Below are 21016 nucleotides of genomic sequence, written 5' to 3'. Positions count from 1 at the left end.
TTTTCAGTTATTATATCACGTAACGATCTTTCCCAGAACGCTTAGCTGTGTAAAGTTTTCTGTCAGCTTCCTCTATCAATTCCACCGGTGAGGACTCTTTCTTTGAAAACGCAACTCCTCCACTCAGAGTTACTTTCTTTTCACTTCCGAATATCTTCTGCCAGTCGAAATTTCTGATGTTCTCCATGATGCTATCCATCGTTTTTACCACCGCGTCTCGCTCACCCGTTTCAAACACCACCATGAACTCCTCTCCACCGTATCTTCCCGCTTTTCCATTCTTAACAGTTTCTCTCAGTATGTTTGACACTGTTTTCAACACCTCATCTCCCATCGGATGACCGAACGCGTCGTTTATCTTCTTGAAATCGTCTATATCCATCATAGCTACCGCAATATTTTTTCCGTTTCGAAGAACTTCTTCCAGAAATCTCATGATTGCCCTCTTGTTAAACAAACCCGTCAATCCGTCTGTTTCTGAAGCTATCACGTAATCTCGAAAGTCGTTCAGATTTCTGAAAAGAACCATCAGACTCGAAAGAGAATCCTCTAAAACACTTCTCAATAGGAATGGATTTTCAACATCCTCAAACAATATAACCCCGAGTTCTGTTCCGTCATCTTTCACGACTGCAAAAACGTTATCATCCGAAATCGAGCCCTCACCGAAAACACCATAAAAGGACCAGAAGGATGGAGATGTTGGCTTTTCCAGTTTGGAGATCAGAAACTTCCTGAGAACTTCTTTATCAACCGATTTTCCAAAGGAGTAAATCCTTCCTTCACTTGTGGAAAGAAGAAGCACTCTGAAGCTTCCGAACAGGGAGAAATTTCTGAACAGCATAACAAGAAGAGAAATCACGTATCGCTCGTCGCGGGAGTACCTGAGATAAGAGAGAATTTCTTTCTCAAGAATCTCCCTCTTCAATCGCTTTTCAACGATATGAAAAACGTTTCCAGATTCGTCGCTCTCACGGTTTTTGAAAGACTCGTACGGAGTGTTCAGAAAAGCCTGAAGTTCTTTCTCGATTTCCTCTTTCTTTCCTTTGTTTATGAACAAGTTCGCCCCACTCTTTTTCGCCCAGAAGGGATTGACTGTGTCAGAAGATGCGGTCAATATGACTATTCCTGCGTCTTTGAAAGCTCTCATTTCTCTCAAAACAACAGAAAGGTAGAGTCCAGAAAAATCAGGCATGTTGTAATCGATGATGAAGTAGTCAGGCCTGTGATTCAAAGCCTTCTGTAACCCATCCATTCCACCCTCTGCAAGGAGGATCTCTACGTCTTTCTTGATATTTTTTACAATATCAGAAACAACAAGCCGCCAGAATTTGCTGTCGTCAACGATGAGAACTTTCTTCATCAATCTCCACCCTATCCCGAGTTTTTATAATAAATTATATATCAATGAGGAAAAAACGAGTTGAACTGGCGACAGATTAATGGTATCATTTAAAAATGGATCGGGGCGTAGCGCAGGTGGCTAGCGCGCCTGCCTTGGGAGCAGGAGGTCGCTGGTTCAAGTCCAGTCGCCCCGACCATTTTTTTATCGAGGTAGACAAAGCACTATTGAAGGAGGTGAAAGACTTGCCAATCTATAGATATGTCTGCGAAGAATGCGGATACGAAACAACGGTCATGCATGGCATAAACGAATCACCAGAGGTTATCTGTGAAGAGTGTGGTGCCAGAATGAAGAGAACGATAGGAAGAGTGGGAATTATTTTCAAGGGAAGTGGCTTTTACATAACAGATTCAAGAAAGGGCGAGAAAAAGAAAGAAACAGCGTCCGCTTCAAGCGAAAAGAAAGACTAAACATTCAAGTTGGGATCGGCGTTCAAACTCAAGGGGGAGAATATCCCCCTTTTTGCTTTTTCGTACCCCGCCTTTGCAACCATCAGAGCGTTGTCCGTACAAAGTTCCAACGGTGGAAAGAAAACCTCGTAGTTCCATCTTTCCGCCCTTTTTTGTACCTCTTCCCTCAACATAGAATTCGCGGCAACACCACCGACGAACGCTATCTTTCCAATCCCAAGATTTCTCGCCAGTCGGAAGGTTTTTTCAACGAGAATATCAACAACCGCCTTCTGGAAAGAAGCCGCAACGTCTTCTACCTTGTAGTCTTTTTCCCTCTGGAGGAAATATAGAACGGAGGTTTTCAAACCCGCAAAGCTGAAGTTGTAACTCTCATCATCCAGCATTGGACGAGGGAAGCTGTACTTTTCAGGATCTCCTTTCTTTGCCACTCTGTCGATCACAGGACCTCCAGGATATCCGAGTCCGAGGAGGCGAGCCACCTTATCGAATGCCTCCCCCGCCGAATCATCGAGCGTTTCACCCAGCACTTCCATGGAATAGTCCTCATCCACTTTCATCAGCTGTGTGTGCCCACCTGAAACCATCAAAACAACGAGGGGTGGTTTCAGATCAGGGTTTGCCAAAAAAACCGCCTGCACATGAGCCTCTACGTGATTCACTCCAACGAAGGGTTTTTCAAGCGAAATGGCGAGTCCTTTTGCTGCGGACAGACCAACGAGGAGGGCACCGATTAGGCCAGGTCCATAGGTGGCCGCAACGACATCCACTGTCTCCGGTGGGACTTTTTCAAAAGCTTTCTTCAAAAGAATGGGTAAATTTTTGAGGTGGTGCCTGGCCGCCACTTCAGGCACCACCCCTCCAAACTTCTGGTGGACCTCTATCTGAGAAACTGTGAAATTCACAACAACGTTTTTACCATCGTCCAGAACAGCGACCGCCGTTTCATCGCAGGACGTTTCTATTCCAAGAACTCTCATGCCGATTCCCTCATAACAACGATGGGTTTTTCTTTTCCAAGAGCAACTTCTTCCGTGATAACGACCTTTTCCACGTTCTTCAAATTTGGAAGTTCAAACATCATATCTATCATCATTTCCTCAAACACGTTTTTCAGAGCGCGTGCACCTGTGCCTCTCTTGAGCGCCTTCCTCGCTATGATCCTGAGGGCTTCGTCCGTTACTTCCAGTTTCACACCGTCGATTTCGAACAGTTTTTGATACTGCCTCACAACGGCGTTCTTCGGTTCCTTCAGTATCCTGATGAGATCATCTTCCGACAGATCATCGAGCGTCGCTATCACAGGAAATCTTCCAACAAATTCTGGAATGAGACCGTACTGTACCAGATCGTCCGGTGTTACATGTTTCAGGATCTCTCCAAGTCTCATCTCCTTCTTGCTCTTTATCTCCGCACCAAATCCCATGGTGGTACTCTGAATACGTCTCTTTATGATTTCTTCAAGACCGTCGAACGCTCCTCCGGCTATGAAAAGGATGTTCCTCGTATCCACCTTTATGAACTCCTGGTACGGATGTTTCCTTCCACCCTGTGGTGGAACGTTCGCTATCGTTCCCTCCAGTATCTTGAGGAGAGCTTGCTGCACTCCTTCACCGGAGACATCTCTTGTTATCGAAGGATTTGGGGATTTCTTGGCTATCTTGTCGATTTCATCTATGTAGATGATTCCGTACTGGGCCCTTTCAACGTCGAAGTTCGCTGCCTCCAGCAGCCTGAGAACAACGTTTTCCACATCTTCTCCCACATATCCTGCCTCTGTGAGAGGTGTTGCATCGGCTATGGCGAATGGAACATTGAGGATTTTGGCGAGAATTCTCGCAAGATAGGTTTTCCCGGTGCCCGTGGGACCGATGAGAAGAACGTTCGATTTCTCTATCTCCACATCGTTAGAATCTAGGTTTGAGAACACCCGTTTGTAATGGTTGTAAACGGCCACGGAAAGGACTTTCTTCGCCCTTTCCTGTCCTATTATGTATTTGTCGAGTTCGGCCTTGATTTCCGCAGGTGTTGGAATTTCTTTTATTTCGTTTTTTATACGGACTTTTCTATCGCTTCTCAGAAGATCGTGAAACAGATCGATACACTCGTTACATATGTAAACGTTGTTGGGACCAGCAATCAGCCTTTCCACCTGCTGAATATCGCGTCCACAAAAACTACAGAACTTTCCTGCCATTCTCTCATCCTCCTCAAACACTTATCCTGTCCGCGTCTATCCAGAGTCCTTCAAGGTCGTAGAAATCTCTTCCTTTCTCCGTGAAGATGTGGATCACAACACTACCCGCATCTATGATCAACCATTCGTATTCTTCGCCTTTGTCATAGTAGATCAAGGGTAGCGACAATTCCTTTATCAGATCGATCAGTTCGTCCCTCATCGCCCTCATATGGGTGTAGGAATTCGCCGTAAAAATCACAAAGTAATCCGTTGGAACAGGTGTTTTTCTCATATCGAGCACAACTGGGTTCTCTCCGCCTTTCTCAGAGATCTTTTTCAGGATCTTCCTCAAAACATCTATCACCTGGTTTCACCTCCAGATCACTCCACAGTGACACTCTTCGCAAGATTTCTGGGCTTATCCGGATCCAGTCCTTTCAAATCCGCTATATGATAAGCAAACAGCTGTATAACCGGAGCCATCATGAGCGGATAGAGACTCTCATGGGTTGGGGGAACATGAATGATATCACCTGTGATCTCTTCGAGACTTCTGTTACCCTCCGTTCCCAGAACAATCACAGGTGCATTCCTCGATTTAGACTCGATCACGTTGCTCTTGGTTTTGAAGAACAGACTATCGTCCGGCATCACAGCGAAAACTGGAAAATCAACATCCAGAAGGGCTATGGGACCATGTTTGAGTTCGCCCGCCTGATAGGCTGTGGCATGTATGTACGTTATTTCCTTCAGTTTCAAAGCGCCTTCCAGTGCAGTGGGATAACCGTATCCTCTTCCTATGTACATGAAGTTCCTGTAATCTTTGTATTTTTCAGAAAGCTCCCTTATCTGAGGATCCTTTCTCAGCACGTTCTCCAGAAGTTCTGGCATACGAACGAGCTTGTCCAGAATCTCTTCTGCTTCCCTATCCCAGTAGCCGTTTATCTCCATTATCTTCAGCCCGAGGAGATACAACACCGCAAGTTCAGCCACGTAGGTTTTCGTCGCGGCAACTCCTATTTCAGGACCCGCGTTCATGAAGAGTGTCACATCGGATTCTCTGTCGAGCGTGGAACCCACCACGTTCACAATCGAGACGATTTTCGCGCCGTGTTTTTTGGCAAGCCTAACGGATTCAAGGGTATCTGCCGTTTCCCCAGATTGTGAGATGGCTATCAGGATATCTCCTTCTTTTATATGAGGCCTTTTGTATCTGAACTCGGAGGAAACCTCGATTTCAACATCTATATCTGTGTGATTCTCCAGGAAGTATTTGAACACCAACCCTGCATAGTAACTGGTCCCACACGACACCACGCGGATTCTATCTGCACCCTTCAGAAGTTCTTCATAGTACTCGAGCTCTTCAAAAAATGGTCGATCGTTCTTCACTCTTCCGACGAGTGCATTTACGAGGGCCTGCGGATCCTCCATTATTTCCTTGTACATGAAGTACTTGTATCCACCTTTTTCTGCCGCTTTTTCATCCCAGTCAACGTGGTAAATCTTTCTTTGTTGCTTCACTCCGTCCGTGTTGTAAACTTCAAATCCATCCTTTCTCAAAACCATCACGTCGCCGTCTTCAAGAAAAACGACGTCTTTCGTAAACCTCAAAAGGGGAGTCACATCCGACGCAAGAATTCCCACACCGTTTCCAATTCCAGCGACAAGGGGACTGCCTTTCCTTGCAGCAACAATGGTGTCAGGAACACTTTTGTGAACAACTGCGATCGCGTAGGCTCCTTTCAACTTTTTAACGGCTTTCAGGACGGCATCGAGCAGATCCCCTTCGAACTCTTCCTCCACAAGATGAGCGATCACTTCGGTATCCGTTTCCGATGAAAAAATGTGTCCCCGTTGTTCCAGAAACTCCCTTATTTCTCTATAATTCTCAATTATGCCGTTGTGGACCACCGCAATTTCTTCTTTACAATCCATATGAGGATGTGCGTTTATATCGTTCGGTTCACCATGTGTGGCCCACCTCGTGTGAGCGATTCCAACAAAGAATCTATCGTTCAGCTTTTGTTTGAGCCCGTTCCTTAGGACATCTATCCTTCCCTTCTTTTTGTACACTCCGAAATTATCTCCCAAATAAGCGATACCCGCCGAATCGTAACCTCTGTATTCGAGTTTCTGAAGAGATATTACGAGATCTTCGAGTTTCAAATTCTCACCGACCATCCCCACTATTCCGCACATGGGAAATCCCCCTCTCTATCTCCTGAACGATGTTCATTCTAATACCCTTCTCCGCAACTTTTATGGCATGCTTTATGGCTTTTGCATCCGAAGATCCATGCGCTTTCACGACGATTCCTTTCACTCCCAGTATGAAGGTACCTCCATAGGACCTGGGGTCGAGTTTCTCTTTCATCTTGTCAAAACTTCTTTTCATGAGAAGCGCCCCAAGAAGAGAAAGAAATCCTCCATCCTTTATAGACTCCTTCAACACACTCGTGATCAACTTTGCAGTACCCTCCATGGTTTTCAACGCGACGTTCCCTGAGAAACCATCGGCCACCACAACATCAACAGTGCCAAGGTTTATATCATGGCCTTCAACGTTTCCAAAAAACGTATCCCCGAGAAACTCCTTCAAAAGCTGATAAGCTCTTTTGATATCATCCGGTCCTTTGTTTTCCTCAGATCCCATATTCAGAAGGCCAACCTTTGGACTTTCCGTTCCCAGAACTTTGGAGTAAACGATTCCCATGAAAGCAAAATCAACCAGATGCTCTGGCCTGACCCTAGCATTCGCTCCGGCATCGATGAGAACGGTGGCTCCTTTGAGTGAAGGTACGGCTACTCCGAGAGCTGGCCTTTCAATGCCTTCCAGTTTACCAACAATCGAAGTGGCACCAAGAAAGAGGGGCCCGGTAGCGCCAGCACTCACAAACGCGTCCACTTTTCCTTCGGAGAGTAATTTCAAGCCCACGTGCATTGAAGAATTCTTCTTTCTGAGAACTTCCAAAGGGGAATCGTCCATTTTAACAGTCTCAGAGGCGAAAACACAGGGAAGCCCTCTGTTCTTCACAATTTCCTCAGGCCCGATTAGTACTATCTCTCCTTCAACCTCTTTTGAAGCCAAAAGAGCGCCCTTCAAAATTTCATCGGGCGCCCTGTCACCACCCATTACATCGATCGCTATTTTCACTCTATCACTCCGATATCTCAAGCACCTGTCTTCCCTTGTAATAGCCGCAGTGCAGACAAACTCTGTGTGGCATCTTGTATTCTCCACAGTTTGGACATTTCTCAAGAGGCACACTTATCGCTCTGTAGATCTTTGCTCTCTTGTGGTGTGTTCTCGATCTTGACCTTTTTTGCTTTGGAACAGCCATCCTTTATACCTCCCTGTTTTTGAGTTTATTTCTTAACCCGGCAAGAATTTCGAATCTGCTATCGACTACAGGAATTTTATCACATTTGTGATCGGGCTCTTCATTCAGATTAGCACCGCAGTAAGGGCATAGTCCTTTACAGTCTGGATTGCACAGAACTTTTTCTGGAATGTCAACCACTATCGCTTCAATGATTCTTTCTGACAGATCAAATTCCGTTTCATGATAGTATACGATGTTTTTCAAAGATTCAAGTTTCTCTTCTTTTACATTTTTCCTCATGCTTTCCGGTAGATAGAGAGCTTCTATAACTCCTCTTATTTCGACACGAGCGGGTTCAAGACATCTGGCACAGGGATGTTCTATTGCCGTGTGAACATATCCACCGACGGTGAAACCATCTTTCGTCTTTGCAACGACCATTTTTACCCGAACAGGTTCTAGGAATCGGCAAAAACCAACATCGAGTTCTATACCGTCTTTTTCGAAAATGCCCTCCAAAAAAAAGCGTTTCTTCTTTTCTATTTCCGAGAGTTCTACCTTCCAGTTCATTTTTTACCACCTCTTTTCAGATCAATTATACTGCTATTATTAGTAGTAGTAAATAATAAGGTACACAGGTGGTAGGTTTCAAGGATTGAAATTTTTGAATAAGCTTTTGATGAGACTTTTAATGATGTCTGCAACTTACCACCCGGGTGGTAGGTAAGTGGTAGGTAAGTGGTAGGTTTCTCTGAAATCAGCTTGGATACTGGATTTTAGGTGGTAGGTTTTCTGTAACGCTCATTAGAAGCACGTTGTAGAATCTCAGATCTGAACGATAATATTATTTGTAAAGACTAAAGTAGTCTATTGATGAGAGATTCAGAAACCTACCACTCTGAAATTAGCCTCAAATGGTCGATACAGAGTCTGGTGGTAGGTTTGCTTTGCATATATTCGATTCTATGCGATTATTTGTTAATTTAATACAATATATAGTGTATCTTTAAAAATCAGATACCACGAAATGTATACAAAACCTACCACTAAACCTACCATTTTAGTTTCAGTTAATAAGATTTTCTCTATAAATTACACAAATTCGACAAAAGGAGGTATAGAGTTATGAGTTTGAGAGATGAACTATGGCTTTGGAAAAAGGAAAAACTTGCAGAGCACGTAGCTAACAACTTAAGGAAGAAAAAACACGAAGTGTGGATTGTTCGTGATCGTGGAGAGGTTCTTGAAAAGGTGAAAGAGCTTATCCCGGAGGGTGCAACCGTATCGGCTGGTGGTTCCCTCACCCTCGCAGACACGGGTGTTATTGAACTTTTGCGCAGTGGCAGGTACAACTTCCTTGACAGGGCGGCTGCCAAAACGAGGGAGGAAGTGGAGGAGATATACAGAAAGAGTTTCTGGGCCGACTATTACTTCACCAGCGCGAATACCATAACGGAAGATGGAAAATTGGTCTTTCTCGATGGGAACGGTAACAGAGTGGCCGCCGTTGTTTTTGGACCAAAAAACGTGGTTGTGATAGCGAGTGTGAACAAGGTGGTGAAAGACGTAGAAGAAGTGCGAGAAAGACTGAGATACATCTCTCCTATGAATTCAAGAAGATTGAATTTGGAAACACCGTGTACAAAAACGGGATTCTGCGCGGATTGTACCTCTCCCCAGAGGATCTGTAACTACTTTCTGGTAGTGGAATCCGGGGTGAGACAGCCGGGAAGGTTCAAAGTGATTCTGACACTGGAAGACTTCGGACTTTAAAAAGGCGGGGAATCCTCCCCGCTTTAAAAATTCATCGGTATGATCTTGAGATAGTCATTGAGAGATCCATCGTCGAGGCAACACTGAATGATTTCCCTTCCTACGGGATTCAGATCCTCGGTTAGGAATTTCTTCAGTTCTCTCTTGAAGAAGTCTTTCAAGTCTTGAGCACCTTTCTCGTAGGCTTCTTCACCTACTTCAGGCTGGAGATTCGGTTGTAAGAGTTCCTTTGGAATGGTGTTTCCTTCAATCTTCATCTCTTTGAGAGAAAAACCGAGGAGTGAACATTTCGATGGGACGAGTTGATCTGGCCTGAACCTGACACCGCCTCTCCTTGAGAGATATTCTCTTGCGAGCCACTCCGGCATGAATCCTACCCTGTAAGCACCGATGTATTGATTTGGTACAAGTATGTATCTTGTCTCCGGTGTGTCTATAATCTGTTCAAGAAGGATGTTGGCGAGTCTCACCATTTTTCCAGAAGAGAAGGGCCAGAAGGATCCCACTCCTTCGCTGGTCATGCCTTTGGTGCTGACTATACTTGGGTTTGCGTGTCCTCTTGGTGCTACCAGTCTCCAAAGCCATGCCAGTGCAGGGGGCAAAATCTGCATCAACCCAACGATTCCATACGTTGGCTTCTCTTTCGTGCAGGGGGGTGTTCTCACTCCAAAGCTTCTCACGTCCACTTTCACAGGTTCAGAAATCGCGTTTTTCATAAAACGTTTCGGTATTATGACGCGCGGGTTTGGACACGGTTTTCCTGGTTCGTCCTCGATGTGTTCCCAGATCAATGCGGTTGAGTTTGGAACAGCATAGATGTTGAGGAATATGAGCGGTTCAGGCGGATGTATGGTCAACCTTTCAAGATCTGGAGCGCTTCCGTATTCTGTTATGTGGTCAACCCTTATAAACCATCCAGCTTCTGCATCTTTAGCAACGAGTTTCTTTCCCGTCTGGAGATTTGGATGACATAGAAACATATCATCGGCTACAGGCATGAGAACACAGGATTGTTTCAGCTCCATGTAGAGTTTTTCACCGGTTACGATGTTTTCGGCGAACTTTATCCTCCCATCCGGTTCTCTGTGTATCTCTTCGAGGATTTCACTTTTTCCCCCACCGCTTGCCCCTTCGTGCATGATCACGAGTTCATTTTCGTAGGGAGTGATGACTTTCACCGCAGATGCGTGGGCGGTAATCCATTTTTCTTTTTCGCCAACATGAAGGAGAAATCCATAAACTCCTTTCTTGGCGCTGGGCCCAGGATAGAGATTGTAGGAAAAAATCTCATAGTGAGAGTTGTGTCTGTAGTGAACGACTACCTGTTTACCGTCGAAGTGTGTGTGCCTGAATGGCGGGGCCAAGAACAAGTAGAGCTTGGGTTTGAAATTCTCGGGAACTTCACTGGCTGGTACAAAGAACTGTAGATCGGCGAGACCGCCGACGAAGAACCCGGCGTTCTTTGGGGCTATAAGAACGGCAGGATAACCGTAATCGTATCCACCGGCCATGAAAGGTAACAGGATTAACTCCTGTTTTTTCAACCACTCAAAAGTTTCCTGTCGAACAGGTTCGAAATCTTTTCCGAATCTCTCTTTGAAACGTGGTTTGTCTGTTTCTAGATCGTCGCCGACTACGAGCGCATTTGGATCTCTTCGCCTCATGTATGGTTCAGAATAATTGACCACCAGACCATTTTTACAGCGGGTAACCGTCGCCTCGACCACGAACCCTTTGCCGGGAACCTCGTAACCTACCTCGAAAAGGTCTCTACCGGCTATGGCAAGATCGAGTATTTCTTTCCTGCTCCCTGGTATTATTATCTCGGGGGCGTTTTCTATGACATCCTTAACTTCGTCAGAAAACACGAATCTGTCGAGAACAGCCGTTTTCACATTATCACCCCTCCATGATATGGTGTTCAAACCAGATTATACCACGTATTATGTGCGTAATAATTATGTGTAAATTCGAATTTTCTTGTATGCAATTTGAAATTTCCTTTAAGAGAACAAATGAGGAAAATCAATTGATGATTAAAATTTCTATGTTATAGAATATTTTGAGAAATCGGAGTTCAGGGAGGTTGGATAATTTGAAGATTTATGTTTCCGGGAAAGGGACTCTTATGGACACCTTGAGAAAAGAATTGGAAGAGCCAGAGTGGCAACTTACTGAATCGATTGAAGACGCGGATCTCATCGTCTCGAGCGAGATTCTGAAGATATCATTTTCGAATCAGAGGATCGTGGATTTCTATCCTATCAAGGAAAAATCAGTCCCATTCTACAGGGAAAAATCGATTCGGTTTGCGAGTATTTTTCCGATCTTTCATGGAGAATTCGCTTACTCTGAGTTTTATGTTGTTGAAAAGGTCACCGATGAAGCGATAGAGAATTTTCTCGATTTTCTGAGAAGATTGGGTGTTGTGGTAAAGGACGTTTCGTGGGATGATTATGAGAAACTTCTGGACGAGTCGTGTTCTGTTTTCTATCTTGGTTCAGCGTTTCGGGATCCCTTTTTGATCGATCATGTTTCCTATCTTCTTTCCTGGAAGGAAGAGAGAGAAACGTTTCTTAGAAGGGGAAAAGAAGTTGTTGTAAGTCTCGGTGAAGGGAGTGTTCCTGAAGAAACACCCAATATCATTGCGAAGGTCCTCAACGCTTTGAGAGCCCCTTCCAATATCACTGAGATGAGGCATAAGATCAGGTTGATAGATTTCATACTGCTCAGATTTATCGAGGAAAGAATGAAGGTGGCGAGAGATGTCGCAAGAGAAAAGAAAAAAACAGACTCTCCCATCGATATAAGGGATATAGAAGAGCAGAAGATAAAGGAGATCCTGGACAGAACAGATCTCAATCCCGTTAGAATGAGGCACATATTCGAAGAAATAATGAAACTTGCCAAAGAAGAGGAGTACAGATTACTTGGAATTTCCAGGACGGTGGCTGTGCTAGGGCCCATGGGAAGTTTCAGTGATGAGATGGCCATGAAATTGATAGGTTCAAGAATACCCCTGAAATACTGCTCCACAACTGACGAAATCATAGAAATGGTGGAAAAAGGTGAGGTGGATTACGGGATCGTACCTATTGAGAATTCCACCTACGGGACGGTAATCCCCGTACTGGATGCCTTGCTCAACCACGAAGTGGAGGTGTTCGGTGAAGCAAAGCTCGAAATACACCACTGCCTTGTGGCGAAGAAAAAACTGGATCTGAAGGAGATAAAAAGGATCTACTCTCATCCTCAGGCCATATCTCAATCTCTTGGATTCATAAACACGTACCTTTCGCACGCTGAGATTCGATACACTTCTTCAACGAGCGACGCTGTGAACCTTTTGGACGACGAATCTGCTGCCATCATGTCGGAGAACGCAGCGAGGATGTATGGATTGCTCATATTGAGGAGAAGCATCCAAGACTTGAAAGAAAAGAATATAACGAGGTTTTACATCATAAGGAGAAAGACAGGAAAGATGGAAGGAAGATACACCTCTCTGTTCTTTGGAGTTCAGGACAGACCAGGCTCTTTGAAGGCAGTTCTGGATATCTTCGCGAACAGAGGGATAAACCTCAGAAAACTTGAATCAAGGCCCGCAAGGACGTTCTTGGGAGATTACGTGTTTTTTGTGGAAGTTGAGGCACCTTTGAGAGAAGAGGATATTAGGGACCTGGAAAGGGTTACGGCGTTTTACAAAATCATAGGTGTGTTTGACGAGATAGGGGAGCTCGATGTGTTCAAATGAGGGGCGGAGTGCCCCTCATTTCGTTGCGGGTTCTTTCAGAAGGGGATACTGAAGGGAGTAACCGGTGAGTTTCATTATGATCCTTGGGATCTCGGTGTTGTCGAGAAATCCAGCGAAGTTTTCGGCACCCGGGCCAAAAGCGAAAATGGGAACGGGAATTCCTGAATGTGTCGTAGTGGTCCATCCAACGCCAACCTTTTCTCCAAGGATCCTTCCGAGTGCGATCTTTGGATCTTTGGACGTGGAAATCCTGTCCAGATCCTCATCAGAGAGAGTCAAACCGAAATACTCCTCGACAACCTCTTTGAATTTTTCCCGATCCTTTGGAGAGTAATTCGCCATGATCCAGTCCGTTGTTCTTTTGAAGTTTCTGATTTTGTCCACATCGACTCTGTAATCGCCAGAGGAAAGCCCCAATCCACCCGTCTCGTGGTCGGCAGTCACGATGACAAGAGTGTCTCCTCTCTTGAGTGCAAAATCGAGCGCTACTTGAACGGCTTTGTCGAATTCCACGACTTCTTTCCAGACCCCGTAGATGTCGTTATCGTGAGCTTCCCAATCTATTTGGGAGCCTTCCACCATGAGGAAGAAGGGTTCATCATCTTTCGACAGTATCTCGAGTGCTTTTTCCACCATTTCATAGAGCATCGGCTGCTCTTCTCTTCTGCTGCTTGCAGGATCCAGATGGCTCGGCGCGAAGAGTGCGAGAACCTTATCCGAATTCGCGGGGATTTTCAAGAGTTCTTCTTTTGTTCTTACGTATGTATAACCCATTTTCTTTGCAAGTTCGATCAGGTTGAGGTTATCATCTCGTTTTCCGCCGAGATCCTTGGGAAGAAAGTTTGCCCAGCCTCCGCCCATCACAACATCGACTGTTTCGCTCTCAACGAGCTGTTTTGCAATTTCGTTCTCTTCATCTCTACTCTTGACGTGTGCGTAGAAAGCGGCCGGTGTTGCGTGTGTTACCCTGCAGGTGACTACGATTCCCGTTCGAACTCCATAAGCCTTCGCCACTTCAAAGATGGTGGGTACCACCGTTCCGTCAGGGAGAACGTTGATCATACCATTGTTTGTTTTGAACCCCGAAGCCAGCGCTGTACCCGCCGCTGCGGAATCGGTCACCCAGCTGTTCGCGGAGTGTGTTTTCACAAGTCCAATGTAGGGAGTCTTCATGAACGAGAGGGGTTTTCCTTCGAGCATACTGGTGAGATAAATCTGAGATAGACCCATACCGTCTCCAATGAGGTAGATAACGTTCTTCACCTGAGAAAAAACGAGCGCGGCCAGCAAAGAGATCAGAATCAGTGTAAAAATCCTTTTCATCCTCGATCACCTCCCGACACCAGTGTACATGGACTTTTTTCGGGCTGTTTTAAGAAACGAAAAAAAAAATAAAGGCAGGGTTCGTCCCTGCCTTTCACAACAGTTCGTGTTCTCCGAATATGAGAGGAGGCTCATCTTTCAGTGCTTTCTGCCTTCGCACAGTTCCGATGTAGACGATGTGATCCCCCGCTTCAAACTGTCCAGTCTTGTCGCACTCAATGTAAGCGATTGTTCCTTCTGGAATGGGAAGGTTCCCTTCGCTCATCGTGTAGGGATATTTTTTGAATTTGTCTGTGTTTCTGCCAGAAACAGTTCCGAAGTATTCAGCTATTTCTTTTGCGTCTTTTCCGAGAATGCACACAGCAAAGGAATCTGTCCTGTCCATGAGTTCTCTTGTGTATCTGGTTTTTCCTATCGAAACGGCCACCATGGGAGGTTGCCAGGAAACTCTCGTCACCCACGCTACAGTGATCCCGTTGAGTTTCCCTTCCACGTTCACGGTTACTATAGCGGTCGAGGTGTAAAGTTTTCCCAGAGCATCCATTATTTCACCCCCCTAAAAAATGGTATCATACTCACTGTGGGGGTGGAAAAGTGAGTTTTGTTTCCTTTGGAAGAAAGGTGTTTCTTCCAAGAGAAAGAGTGATAGCCGTTATGCCTATCAGTACTTCTGTGGAAAAGAGGCTCAAGAACGTGGATTTTTACGCGAACAAAATAATAAACGCGACGTTTGGAAAACAAGCAAGAACCGCGGTAGTTATGGATAGTGGACATGTTGTACTCATTCCTACCAGATACAAAATAGCACTGAGGGTTATCTGGGGGCGGAGAAGAAAATGAAAAAAATCCTCGCCTTTCTCTCAATTGCTGCTGGATCGACGCTTTTCTTCGTTTTTCTGTTTATTTTTCTATCAAAGGTTTTCAGCGGAGAAATTCTGCTCAGCAGGTACATATTTCGAATCGGAGGCTTTGAACTCAGATGGTATTCCACTTTGATCCTCACGGGCTTTTTGATCAGCTACTTTGTGGCAAGAAAGAGAGCGAAGAATGAAGGCATAAACTTGGAAGAATTCGATGAGCTCATTTTCTACGGAGTGATAGCCGGTATTGTTGGAGCGCGCCTTTACTATGTTTTGTTCAATCTGAAGTATTACAGAAATTTGTGGGATGTTTTGAAGATCTGGGAAGGGGGACTTGCCATACACGGAGCTGTGATTGGAGCTTTCCTCACATGTTTCCTGTATGTCAGGTTGAAGAAGCCCTCCTTCACTTTCTTGCAGGCAACAGATCTGTTCACCTCCGTGTTGCCGCTAGGACAGGCAATAGGAAGATGGGGAAATTTCTTCAACTACGAGGCATTCGGTGTTCCCACGAACCTTCCGTGGAAAATGTTTGTGCCGGAGCCGTATAGGCCCGTTGTATACAAAGATTATTCCTTCTTTCATCCAACGTTTCTTTATGAGTCCATATGGGATCTGCTGGTGTTTTTCATATTGAGTGTTTATTTCAAAAGGTACGGGAGAGGGCACGGGGAAGTAACGTGTCTCTACTTTGTCCTCTACTCCCTTGGAAGAATCATGATAGAGAGATTGAGGGTCGATAGCCTCATGATTGGAAGCGTAAAGGCTGCTCAGCTACTGAGTGCCGTGCTGATTCTTCTGGGATTCATCGGTTTCCTGATTCTAAGATCTTCTCAAGAACTGAAAAGAGTTTTCTGAAGGCCTTCGATCTGTGACTGATTTTTTCTTTGAGATGAGGAATTTCGCCAAAGGTCTTGTCGTATCCATCTGGTATGAAGAACGGATCGTATCCGAAACCCCCTGTCCCTCTTATTTCGTTGGCGATTCGTCCTTCTACTCTGTCTTCAACAGAAATGAGAGTGTTTTCCACAGGATCAAAGAAGGTGGCACTACACACGAAAGCGGCTTTTCTATCTTTTCCTTCAAGCATCTTCAGTATGGTTCTCATCTTCTCTTCGTAGGAGTATTCCTCCATGAACCGGGCAGATATGACACCGGGGAATCCTCCCAGGGAATAGATGACCAGTCCAGAATCGTCGGCCATCACAGGACGTTTGATTTTTTTTCCGTAGACCAAAGCCTTTTTCATGGAGTTTTCTAAGAACGTTTCGCCGTCCTCGATTACTTCGATTTTCTCTGGAGAGGGCAAAACTTCCACCCACTCTGGAGCGATCATCTTTATTTCTTCAACTTTGTGCGGATTTGTCGTGGCAAGGTAGACGATCAGTTTTTTCATGTTCTCTTCCTCCTTTCAAATAGGATTCTACAGGAACTGAACGGTACCTTTTTCGTATTGAAATTTAGTTGTAAAATAAGGTCTGGTGCAGAGTGTTTTGGAAAGGAGGGAACTGTCTTGAGAAAAGCCTGGGTGAAGACGCTGGCGTTCGATAGAGTGAGTAACACGCCGGTTGTTATACTCGGTATCGAAGGTACAAATAGAGTGCTTCCTATATGGATAGGAGCGTGTGAAGGACACGCTCTGGCCCTCGCAATGGAGAAAATGGAATTTCCACGTCCTCTGACTCACGATCTCCTTTTGAGCGTTCTCGAATCTCTCGAAGCACGTGTGGACAAGGTGATCATTCACTCTTTGAAGGATAACACTTTCTACGCGACCCTCGTGATAAGAGATCTCACGTACACAGATGAGGAAGATGAAGAAGCCGCTTTGATAGACATCGATTCCAGACCTTCTGATGCGATCATACTCGCTGTGAAGACCGGAGCTCCCATTTTTGTATCGGACAGTCTGGTGGAGAAACACTCCATCGAATTGGAAATAAACGAAACACAAGATGAGGAAGAGGAGTTCAAGAAATTCGTTGAAAATCTAAACATAGATACCTTCAAACAGATGATAGAAAAGAAGAGGGAAGAAGATGAAGAAGGAGAAAGTTGAGGAAAAGATACACGAGATCTTGAAGCCTGGATGGAATCTTCTCACAGAAGAAGCCATGCTGTATTCCACGGTGGCCGGGGGGAAGAGGATCCGCCCTCTCCTCGTTTTGACACTGGGCGAGGACTTGGGGGTGGAAGAAGAGAAACTTTTCAACGTGGCGGTGGCCGTGGAACTATTTCACACGGCTTCGCTGATACACGATGACCTTCCTCCAATAGATAACGCGGATTTTCGGAGAGGAAGGCCTTCCTGTCACAGGGCCTATGGTGAAGATATCGCCCTTCTCGCAGGAGATGGACTGTTTTTCCTCGCTTTTTCCCAGATATCTAAAATCGGAAATTCAAAGATTTTTGAGGAATTTTCGGAAACGGCCTACAAGCTTCTCTTGGGAGAAGCAATGGATGTGGAGTTCGAAAGAAGAAAGATGGAGGTTTCACGGGAGATGGTGGAGAGAATGTACGCTTTCAAAACAGGAGCGCTCTTTGCCTTCTGCTTCTCTGCTCCATTCATCCTGAAGGGAAAAGATCACACCAGAATGAAACTCCTTGGAGAGAGATTCGGGGTGGCTTTTCAGATATACGACGATCTGAAAGACATTCTTGGATCTTTCGAAAAGGTAGGGAAGGACCTTGGAAAAGATGTGGGAAAGGTGACGATTGTGAAAAAAATAGGAATTCAGAAGGCTCGTGAAATGGCCGATATGTATTATGAAGAGGTCCTGAGAGGTATTGAATCGGAAAGACTCTTTCGCACACTGGCTCTTCTGAGAGAACTCAAACAGATGGTGGAGGAGAGATGAGTTTTTTAAAAAAACTCCTGGAAATTGTTTTGAAAAGAAAGATTCTGTTTTTCACCCTGATGTTTATAAGCATAACGGTGTTTCTCCTTCTGTTCTTTTTTCAAAAAGAAGGCTCCTTGAAAATTGGAAAAGAAGGGGCAGAGTCTGGTTTTGTCAATCTGAGGGTGGAGATACCACCTGGTGCTTTTGGAAGACAAAAGGTTTTGAAGATCACAAGAGTTTCTGATGAGGAAAGGAAATTTTACTCGAATGTGTTTGTGGGAGATCTTTACAGGGTGGAATTTGCGGACGGTGTAGATGAATTTGCTTTGAAACCGATACGTCTCAAATACTATTTCGACGCCAAATATCTCAGAGGTGAGAATTACAACAATCTCGCCCTTGCGTATGCGACAAATGATGGTGGATATCGTATCATTCCCGGGTCAATGATAGGAAAGGACGAAAGGGGCTATTTTGTAGAGGCCTTCACGTATCATCTTTCTGTTTTTGGAGTGATTTTGAGATCGACCGGTTTTCAAAAACATGGAATAAGGCTTCTGAGGGAAGCTGTGAACAGTTCCGGGCCGGCTGTTCTTCTGGTCCCAGGAGAAGATCCTACCTTTGAGGGTGTCGTTAAGGACAACAACATATGGGAGACGATTTTCCCCGATAGAACGATAATGACGTACGAATATGCCCTTTATGGATCACGTTCTCTGGCTTATAGTGAAATGTACAGGAATTTCATAAAAAAGGAAGGAAGGAGAAGTTTCATCGACTTCGAAGCGGATTTCCTCTCCCAAGAGATCTTGAAATATTCCCAGTATGAGTTCGATATCCTTGCACATGGAACGGGTGGATTGATCGTCTTGAGAATGTTGCAACGTCATCCCGAAGTGAACAACGTCAGAAAAGTTGTACTTCTTTCAACACCGGTTCAGGGTACCAACGTGGTGAATCCCCTCTACTTCTCTTCTATCTTCTACGGCAAAGATCCAGAGGTGTTGGGGGACATATTCGGAATAGAGTGGACGAAGCTGAAGATGTTGACATTGCACATCAGAAATCTCATAGACACATTGGGTGAGGTGGTACAGGAGATCCTTCCAGATTCTCAACTTGTGAAAGAACTCGGGGAATTTTCAAGAAACGATGTGGAAATAGTATCCATCTGTGGAGACACACCGCCTTACGGAGTTGATGTGTCTGGAACGGAACTCGAAAGGTTCTATCCGGAGTTCGTAAAAGGAAGGGGAGATGGTTTTGTTTCCGTTCAGTCCTGTCGGGTGGGTAAAGTTGAGCAGTTGAAGGGGAATTTTTACGACCTCTATTCCCGCGAGGAGAACGTATCCCACATAAGAGATCTCTTGAAGTACGAAGTTCAGATGTTTTCTGGTTTCAGAAGCGATGATTATGAGGAATACCTCTCATCGAAAAACCCAGAGCTCTCTGAGAAAGATATTCAAGAAGTTGTTGAAGTAAAAAAAACGGAAGACACTGAACTTTCTGTTCTGCCAGTTAAGATTCTCTTTGAAAACTTTTTAGAACGGATCCGATCTCTGGAGCTTTCTTCCTATTTGTCGGGAGCCTTGGTAGGTAAGGAAGTCTACATCGCTAACGAGTCGGGAGTTTTTGCTTGGAACAAGAAGGTTTTCGACAAGAAAATAGAATTTTTTAAAAAGGTAGAAGATTACGTATCGTTTGTAGGTGAAGGCGACATTTTCATAATAGACAACATAGGAATAAAAAAATACGCACCTTTTTCTCTTACCGGTGATATTAGCGACGCTCTGATAACAAGAGACGCGATCCTCCACGCCAGAGTGGTTCCTGGCGGTGTGAGGTACTATCTTTTCAGGAGTGGAACGGAAAAACTACTCGCCACCTCTCCCGGTACAGCGGTTCATATAAAATCGGAGAGTAGAAACTACCTTCTCATAACGGACGGAGAAGTCATTGCAATAGGTTTGGATTTCAAGGAGAAGGGAAGAGTACTGAGTTCTCTGTTCGGAGAGAAAGTGAAGATAGTAGATGCTTCTTTCAAAGACGATGCGTTCTATATTTTGCTCAACGATGGATCTATCGCTTTCATTTCCAGCAGTAAATCAGAAATAAAAAACTACGGTTTCGCTGTTCCAAAAAAGATTCTGAACATTCAGGACAGAATACTGGTTGTTTACGATGGCGTCATTCTGGATCTTTCTGATGGAAAAGCTCAGCGGTTCGACAGGGGGATCATCGATGTGTTCCCGGGGAACGAGGGTCTTTTCATTGTGTTCGATGAGAAGGTGAGAGTATCGATAGAAGAGTGGCGGTTGTCAAAGGATTGATTTTGATTTTCATCGTGTTTTCTCTTGTTTCTGTTGCCAGTGATCTCTATTCCAGTGCTTTGAACGCGTACCTCGAAGGCGATTACAGAAGGGCACTCGAACTCTTTGAAAACGCGCTTCGAGAGGATCCAACCATTGAAGAAAGAGACCCCCTTGTGAAGCTGAAAATGGGAATTTGTGCTTACGCAACAGGTGACTACGAGAAAGCTCGTGCATATCTTTCAAATTTTCCAGACAACGTGGTGGCACAAGAAATTTTGAAGAGATTGAGTGTGCCGGAAGAGGTCTGGAAAAAATACATAGAGACCGAGAAGGCAGGTTCTGAATCAAAAAAGGCTGAAGCTACAAATAGTATTCCTTTTTGGCTGCCGGTGGTTGTTTCTGCTGCTACCTTCTTATCGGTTTTCTATCTTCAAAGGCTCTTGATGAAGCGCCTGGCGATACGCTCTGAGAAGAAATCCAGTGTTGCCGAGGGGATTCCAGAAGTTTTTGAGGAACTGCCAGAAGATACTGTCGAAGAGATTTCGGAGGAGAAACCAAGTGAAACCTTTGCGGAAAAGCTCGATTTTCTGGAAGAACTCCTCGGTAAGGTCCAGGAATCTAATCGTGAAGGATATGTGGATATCGATGAGGTGAAAAACAGAGCCAGAAAAATCCTCGAAAATTCAGCGGAAGTACCAGATGATCTCACGGCAGAGGAAGTGAACCTTGATGTAGAAGAGGTCATCAAAGAGCTGGAAGAGAAAGAAGCGTACGATGAAAAAGATGCAAGGAAACTTGTTCTTGCGGCCAAGAAGAAACTCAGGGAGGAATGAA

The 21016-nt window shown here is 44.9% G+C and carries 21 protein-coding genes and 1 tRNA gene; 10 read left to right on the top strand and 12 right to left on the bottom strand.

Annotated elements, in window-relative coordinates; all coding sequences use genetic code 11:
• Positions 1-10: 10 nt before the first annotated feature.
• On the bottom strand, positions 11-1363 hold the full coding sequence (locus tag MC24_RS01510; RefSeq protein ID WP_038051946.1) for a GGDEF domain-containing response regulator: 1353 nt from the start codon (positions 1361-1363) through the stop codon (positions 11-13).
• 101 nt (positions 1364-1464) lie between these two features.
• Between MC24_RS01510 and MC24_RS01505 the strand changes: the two genes are divergently transcribed.
• Together MC24_RS01505 and MC24_RS01500 are read left to right on the top strand one after the other, a co-directional pair.
• Positions 1465-1541: transfer RNA gene (locus tag MC24_RS01505), tRNA-Pro, on the top strand.
• Between the two features lie 46 nt (positions 1542-1587).
• A complete protein-coding gene (locus tag MC24_RS01500) occupies positions 1588-1815 on the top strand; it encodes an FmdB family zinc ribbon protein (RefSeq protein WP_038051945.1) in 228 nt (75 codons plus the stop codon).
• Here MC24_RS01500 and tsaD read toward each other — a convergent pair.
• The 7 genes from tsaD to MC24_RS01465 are packed head-to-tail and all read right to left on the bottom strand — an operon-like array spanning position 1812 to position 7890.
• Positions 1812-2795 carry a tRNA (adenosine(37)-N6)-threonylcarbamoyltransferase complex transferase subunit TsaD gene (gene tsaD, locus MC24_RS01495; protein ID WP_038051943.1) on the bottom strand — a complete coding sequence of 328 codons (984 nt, stop codon included), beginning with the start codon at positions 2793-2795 and terminating at the stop codon, positions 1812-1814. The genes MC24_RS01500 and tsaD overlap by 4 nt on opposite strands.
• A complete protein-coding gene (gene clpX / locus MC24_RS01490) occupies positions 2792-4012 on the bottom strand; it encodes an ATP-dependent Clp protease ATP-binding subunit ClpX (RefSeq protein ID WP_008193990.1) in 1221 nt (406 codons plus the stop codon). The genes tsaD and clpX overlap by 4 nt, the downstream gene beginning before the upstream one ends.
• A 13-nt stretch (positions 4013-4025) precedes the next feature.
• Positions 4026-4358, bottom strand: a complete 333-nt coding sequence (gene rsfS, locus MC24_RS01485) for a ribosome silencing factor (RefSeq protein WP_004082754.1) — start codon at positions 4356-4358, stop codon at positions 4026-4028.
• 17 nt (positions 4359-4375) lie between these two features.
• On the bottom strand, positions 4376-6196 hold the full coding sequence (gene glmS / locus MC24_RS01480) for a glutamine--fructose-6-phosphate transaminase (isomerizing) (protein WP_038051942.1): 1821 nt from the start codon (positions 6194-6196) through the stop codon (positions 4376-4378).
• Positions 6168-7151 (bottom strand): phosphate acyltransferase PlsX, encoded by a 984-nt coding sequence (gene plsX, locus MC24_RS01475; protein ID WP_038051940.1) that lies wholly within the window; start codon positions 7149-7151, stop codon positions 6168-6170. Before plsX ends, glmS begins: the two co-directional genes overlap by 29 nt.
• A 4-nt stretch (positions 7152-7155) precedes the next feature.
• A complete protein-coding gene (gene rpmF / locus MC24_RS01470) occupies positions 7156-7338 on the bottom strand; it encodes a 50S ribosomal protein L32 (RefSeq protein WP_038051927.1) in 183 nt (60 codons plus the stop codon).
• Between the two features lie 3 nt (positions 7339-7341).
• Entirely contained in the window at positions 7342-7890 is a 549-nt protein-coding gene (locus tag MC24_RS01465) for a YceD family protein (protein ID WP_038051924.1), read from the bottom strand.
• 555 nt (positions 7891-8445) lie between these two features.
• Between MC24_RS01465 and MC24_RS01460 the strand changes: the two genes are divergently transcribed.
• Positions 8446-9093, top strand: coding sequence for a lactate utilization protein (locus tag MC24_RS01460; protein WP_038051922.1), 648 nt, complete (start codon positions 8446-8448; stop codon positions 9091-9093).
• Between the two features lie 23 nt (positions 9094-9116).
• Here the strand turns inward: MC24_RS01460 and MC24_RS01455 are convergent, their stop codons facing one another.
• Complete coding sequence (locus MC24_RS01455) at positions 9117-10988, bottom strand: DUF4914 family protein (RefSeq protein WP_038051919.1); 1872 nt, start codon at positions 10986-10988, stop codon at positions 9117-9119.
• Positions 10989-11188: 200 nt separating this feature from the next.
• Between MC24_RS01455 and pheA the strand changes: the two genes are divergently transcribed.
• Positions 11189-12847, top strand: coding sequence for a prephenate dehydratase (gene pheA / locus MC24_RS01450; RefSeq protein WP_038051912.1), 1659 nt, complete (start codon positions 11189-11191; stop codon positions 12845-12847).
• Between the two features lie 15 nt (positions 12848-12862).
• Here the strand turns inward: pheA and MC24_RS01445 are convergent, their stop codons facing one another.
• Both MC24_RS01445 and MC24_RS01440 read right to left on the bottom strand, forming a co-directional pair.
• On the bottom strand, positions 12863-14170 hold the full coding sequence (locus MC24_RS01445) for an alkaline phosphatase (protein ID WP_038051909.1): 1308 nt from the start codon (positions 14168-14170) through the stop codon (positions 12863-12865).
• A gap of 94 nt (positions 14171-14264) precedes the next feature.
• Positions 14265-14714: a flavin reductase family protein gene (locus tag MC24_RS01440; protein WP_012310758.1), complete on the bottom strand. Its 450-nt coding sequence runs from the start codon at positions 14712-14714 to the stop codon at positions 14265-14267.
• A gap of 50 nt (positions 14715-14764) precedes the next feature.
• Here MC24_RS01440 and MC24_RS01435 point away from each other — a divergent pair, with 50 nt between their 5' ends.
• On the top strand, positions 14765-15010 hold the full coding sequence (locus tag MC24_RS01435; RefSeq protein ID WP_004082776.1) for a DUF370 domain-containing protein: 246 nt from the start codon (positions 14765-14767) through the stop codon (positions 15008-15010).
• Entirely contained in the window at positions 15007-15888 is an 882-nt protein-coding gene (lgt, locus tag MC24_RS01430; protein ID WP_038051906.1) for a prolipoprotein diacylglyceryl transferase, read from the top strand. The genes MC24_RS01435 and lgt overlap by 4 nt, the downstream gene beginning before the upstream one ends.
• Here lgt and rdgB read toward each other — a convergent pair.
• A complete protein-coding gene (gene rdgB, locus MC24_RS01425) occupies positions 15836-16426 on the bottom strand; it encodes an RdgB/HAM1 family non-canonical purine NTP pyrophosphatase (RefSeq protein WP_038051903.1) in 591 nt (196 codons plus the stop codon). The two genes, lgt and rdgB, sit on opposite strands and share 53 nt — an antisense overlap.
• Before the next feature lie 117 nt (positions 16427-16543).
• Between rdgB and MC24_RS01420 the strand changes: the two genes are divergently transcribed.
• The 4 genes from MC24_RS01420 to MC24_RS01405 are packed head-to-tail and all read left to right on the top strand — an operon-like array spanning position 16544 to position 21015.
• Positions 16544-17089, top strand: coding sequence for a bifunctional nuclease family protein (locus MC24_RS01420; RefSeq protein WP_038051900.1), 546 nt, complete (start codon positions 16544-16546; stop codon positions 17087-17089).
• The gene (locus MC24_RS01415) at positions 17070-17888 is read left to right on the top strand and encodes a polyprenyl synthetase family protein (protein WP_038051897.1); all 819 of its coding nucleotides are present in this window, start codon (positions 17070-17072) and stop codon (positions 17886-17888) included. Before MC24_RS01420 ends, MC24_RS01415 begins: the two co-directional genes overlap by 20 nt.
• Positions 17885-20200: an alpha/beta hydrolase gene (locus MC24_RS01410; protein WP_038051894.1), complete on the top strand. Its 2316-nt coding sequence runs from the start codon at positions 17885-17887 to the stop codon at positions 20198-20200. The genes MC24_RS01415 and MC24_RS01410 overlap by 4 nt, the downstream gene beginning before the upstream one ends.
• On the top strand, positions 20179-21015 hold the full coding sequence (locus MC24_RS01405) for a tetratricopeptide repeat protein (RefSeq protein WP_038051891.1): 837 nt from the start codon (positions 20179-20181) through the stop codon (positions 21013-21015). Before MC24_RS01410 ends, MC24_RS01405 begins: the two co-directional genes overlap by 22 nt.
• Position 21016: the final 1 nt, after the last annotated feature.

Source organism: Thermotoga sp. Mc24 (genome assembly GCF_000784835.1).
Classification (GTDB): Bacteria; Thermotogota; Thermotogae; order Thermotogales; family Thermotogaceae; genus Thermotoga.
The sequence above is the reverse complement of the archived record's forward strand: the minus strand, read 5'-3'. Positions and strand labels throughout refer to the sequence as shown.